At 57.4% G+C, this 3746-nt stretch carries 5 protein-coding genes; 2 read left to right on the forward strand and 3 right to left on the reverse strand.

The annotated features are described in order from the left end of the window. On the forward strand, positions 1-1165 hold a 1165-nt coding region (locus tag FEM54_RS27180), incomplete at its 5' end, for an EAL domain-containing response regulator (RefSeq protein WP_138453717.1). Between the two features lie 32 nt (positions 1166-1197). Here the strand turns inward: FEM54_RS27180 and FEM54_RS27185 are convergent. Next, complete coding sequence (locus tag FEM54_RS27185; RefSeq protein ID WP_017138715.1) at positions 1198-1764, reverse strand: hypothetical protein; 567 nt, start codon at positions 1762-1764, stop codon at positions 1198-1200. Next, entirely contained in the window at positions 1761-2675 is a 915-nt protein-coding gene (locus tag FEM54_RS27190) for an Ssp4 family T6SS effector (RefSeq protein ID WP_138453718.1), read from the reverse strand. Before FEM54_RS27190 ends, FEM54_RS27185 begins: the two co-directional genes overlap by 4 nt. Before the next feature lie 185 nt (positions 2676-2860). Between FEM54_RS27190 and FEM54_RS27195 the strand changes: the two genes are divergently transcribed. Next, a complete protein-coding gene (locus FEM54_RS27195) occupies positions 2861-3349 on the forward strand; it encodes an Hcp family type VI secretion system effector (RefSeq protein WP_138453719.1) in 489 nt (162 codons plus the stop codon). A gap of 15 nt (positions 3350-3364) precedes the next feature. Here FEM54_RS27195 and FEM54_RS27200 read toward each other — a convergent pair. Next, the coding region (locus tag FEM54_RS27200) for an HAD family acid phosphatase (RefSeq protein ID WP_276614843.1) at positions 3365-3746 on the reverse strand (382 nt) is incomplete at its 5' end.

Here is a 3746-nt window from a genome sequence, read left to right on the forward strand (position 1 = left end):
CGTCCTGATCCTTGAGGAGCACGCCTCTCAGCGCGCCGTCGTCGTGAGCCGGTTCAAACGGTTGGGGCATGCGGTGATCGAGGCGACGCATGCCATTGAAGCCTTGGCCCTCCTGGAAAGCGTTCACGGGGTGGATGTCGTACTGTGCGACTTGTCCATGTCCGGCATGGATGGGCTGGAGTTTTTGCAACATGCCGCGCAACGAGGGTGGCTGCATGGCGTGATTGTCAGCGGCCATCAGCCGACCGGGATCAGCCAAGCCCTGCAACAGTTCACCAGCCTGCTCGGCGTGTGTTTGCTTGGCCATGTCGAAAAGCTGGCGACCCTCAATCAGCTCGAAGAGGTATTGCATCGTCATCAGCCTGTTGGGGGGATCGTGCCTGCGGTTTCACCTGCGTTGCCATTGTTTACTCAGGCGCAAGTATGCGACGCATTAGCTGCCGGCCAGCTGCACGCGTACTACCAGCCCAAATTCAGCCTGTGGACCAACGAGATGATCGGCGTGGAAGTGTTGAGCCGCTGGCAGCACCCGCTTTACGGTTTGTTACCGGCAATGGCCTTCATGCCGGTGCTGGAGCGTTGCGGGCTGCTCGACCCATTGCTGTTTGCACAGATGCACCAGGCCTTGACCCTGCAACAACACGTCAGGGCAAGAGGCATGACCTTGAACCTGGCGTTCAATCTGCACGCTCAGCAGCTGGCTCAGGGCGGGTTGAGTTTGAAGATCAAAGACGTCATGGCGCCGTTCAAGGCACCGCGCTCCAGCGTGACTTTCGAGCTGACCGAAAGCGGCATGCTGGAAGCCTCGGCGAGCAGCCTGGCGTGCCTGATGCGTTTGCGCATGCTCGGTTGCAACCTGTCCCTGGATGACTTCGGCGCCGGGTTTTCATCCTTGCAACGGCTGTGTCAGCTGCCGTTCAACGAGATCAAGCTGGATGCCGAGTTTGTGCGCGGCATGACCGCCGACCCACGCTGCTGCGCGGTGATCCACAGCACCCTGGCGCTGGGCGATAGCCTGGGCATGAGCGTGGTGGTGGAAGGTATCGAAACCCAGGAGCAGCAGCGGCAATTGCTGGCGATGGGCTGCAGGGTGGGCCAGGGGTATGTGTATGCGCCGGCGATGAGTGGCGAGCAGTTGTTGTGGCGGTTGCAGAACGTGGCTTGATGGGCGTTGAGCGAATACAGGTGGCAGGGCGCTCACCACCATTTCCAGCGGCCCTGTTTTTTCAGGGTGGCGATGATGTCTTCGCGCTTGAGGCGGATTTCGACCATCTTGTGGCGCAGTTCGCGGCAGCGGTTGCTGTTGAGGATCAGCAGGCCGGTCAGTGGGCTAAGCAGTGACATAGCGTAGAGAAAAAGCGGCGGGCGGTACGCAATTGCGGGTAGGGATATCAGCAAGCAAATTAAGTAAATACCGACACTGATCCATACCGCGCGGATATGCCCATAGTTGACCTGAGCCTTGGAAAAAAACAGGACAAGGCCTGCTGCGATGCTGCCGAGAAAACAGATCTTAATTGCAAGGTCTTCCGGAAGTCTGGAGAGAAAGGTCAGCAACAGTAAGACGGCAGTCATTGCAATCGTGGAGCAGCCGGTAATTAGATCGGCGCCAATCACTAGCGCGTAGCGTCTCCTGAACGTTTGTGGGTTCTCAAAATAGAAGTATGCGTAAGCGCGATCCTCAGAGGTCAGGGCTTTGCGATCTTCATATATTTCATCCTTTTCGGATCCGCTAAGACCTTTTTTTGGTACATGCTTGCTCACTGGCTGACTTCCTCGTAGATACCAATAGCCCACGTCTTGATATTTCCTGGCATCGAGCTGCTCGCGAAACCCAGGGTTGCAGCCAAGGTGTCTTTTATGTGATTGGCGGTAGCAAGTTGCATTTCTGTTGCACTGATTCGTTTTGGTAATACGCCGGTGGCTTGTTTCACCTTGAGGATTTTTAGGGTTAATCGAGGATCACGAAGCCTGAGCAATTCATCATTCAGTCTCGCTCGTTCTTGCCGGTTCAGACCTTTGAGTACTTGTTTGAGAGGTTTGCCAGTGACTCTTGTTGCTGTGTTTATTGTTTTGATTGTGGTCAAGGCAGAAGTGGCGACGCCAAGTAATGCAATGGCATCCAGCGTCGTAACAACGGCCTGATACCAGGTTTCGTTATCCAGAAGATCAAGGTATTGGGGCGCAAACGCTTCTACACTGGTTCGACCTAACCCGATGGCGCATTGGGTCATACTGGCAGCCAGAGCAGCCTTGCCGATAAACGTAATTACCGCGCTCGTCCCCGCCGTAAAGGGCATCAACATCACGCCACTGGTAATGACTACCCAACTCAGAATCGCCCCCGTACAGGTCACCGCCGTGCCAAGCGCTTCAGCCACCCATTCCGACTCTCGCGGCTCATGCTCCAACATCCGCTTGAACTCCACCGGCCCCACATGTTTCGGAGCCTCACGCAGCACGACCTTGATCGGCCGCACACTGCAAATCGCCTGAAACTCGCGCAGTACCACCACGTTAAACATGCCATCGATATACACCACGCCCGCGCCAATCAGTGCCGGGTCGCTATCGATGGTGAAGAACAACTTGCGCAGATCAATACTGCTTTCAATCCGCTGACGTGTGGTGCGGTGCGCCGAAGGGAGTCCATCTTTGAGCAGGGAAGCCGTCATCCTTAACTCCTGTTTTTGCGGGAGTCGAGAGCCTAAAGATGAGGAGGTGGCGCTGAATGTCGGAAGGTTCGCCATTTAACGTCGGGTGCATCTCTAACTGCCTTCTGCGTCTTGCGCGCACCGCTGCGGCTGAGGAAAAGTGCGCCCCACGTCACTACCGACGCATACCAAGGCAAGGAGCAAACATGGCAGTCGATATGTTTTTGAAGCTGGGTGATATCAAGGGTGAATCAAGGGACCAGGCCCATCGCGACGAGATCGACATCACCCAATGGGCGTGGGGCATGTCGCAGTCGGGTTCGATGCACAGCGGTACGGGCGGCGGTGCGGGCAAGGTCAATATCGCCAACCTGAACCTGACCAAACCGCTGGATAAATCCAGCCCCAACCTGATGATGGCCTGCGCCAGCGGCAAGCATTACCCCGAGGCCAGGTTGGTGGTACGCAAGGCCGGCGGTGCGAGCCCGGTGGAGTATCTGGTGATTACCCTGAAGGAAGTCATGGTGGTGTCCTACAGCACGAATGCTGAAAGCAACACCGACGTCGTGCATGACAGCGTCGCTCTCAATTTCGCCACCGTCGACGTCAGCTACCAGCCGCAGAAGGCCGACGGTACCAAGGACGGCGGGCCAGTGAAGTTTGGCTGGAACATTCGGCAGAACATCAAAGCCTGAGCACCAGCCAGCCTCCTATTCTTCCAACTGCAATGCCTGCTGTTTGAACCTGCGTTTTTGTTCAAACGGCAATTTCTCATCATCCCCATACGGCGCGCTGTACCAGTTGCCGTAACTCGGGTTCGGCAGCAGGAACCAGCGCTGCCCCAGCCAGCTCACATAGGGCTCCACCGCCTTGCGTTGGGCGGCGAGGGTGTTGTGTTCGGCCTGCACGAAATCACCCAGCGAGTCCCCGGCCATCAGCAATACGCGGGCATGGCTGGCGACCCACTGACGGCGACATGTCTTGCCGTAGCCGGCGCTTTCGCAATGGCCGATGGGCGTGCTGGCGGCCAGGACCTGCGTGTCGCTGGCCACCGGAAACCCGCGCAGGCGCAGGTTGGCGACGGTGGCCGCG

The organism is Pseudomonas edaphica (genome assembly GCF_005863185.1).
Lineage (GTDB): Bacteria > Pseudomonadota > Gammaproteobacteria > Pseudomonadales > Pseudomonadaceae > Aquipseudomonas > Aquipseudomonas edaphica.

What these genes read in the sequence shown, in the direction of transcription:
- FEM54_RS27190 (WP_138453718.1), bottom strand. Translation starts at nt 2,675, where the DNA reads ATGACGGCTTCCCTGCTCAAAGATGGACTCCCTTCGGCGCACCGCACC.
- FEM54_RS27195 (WP_138453719.1), top strand. Translation starts at nt 2,861, where the DNA reads ATGGCAGTCGATATGTTTTTGAAGCTGGGTGATATCAAGGGTGAATCA.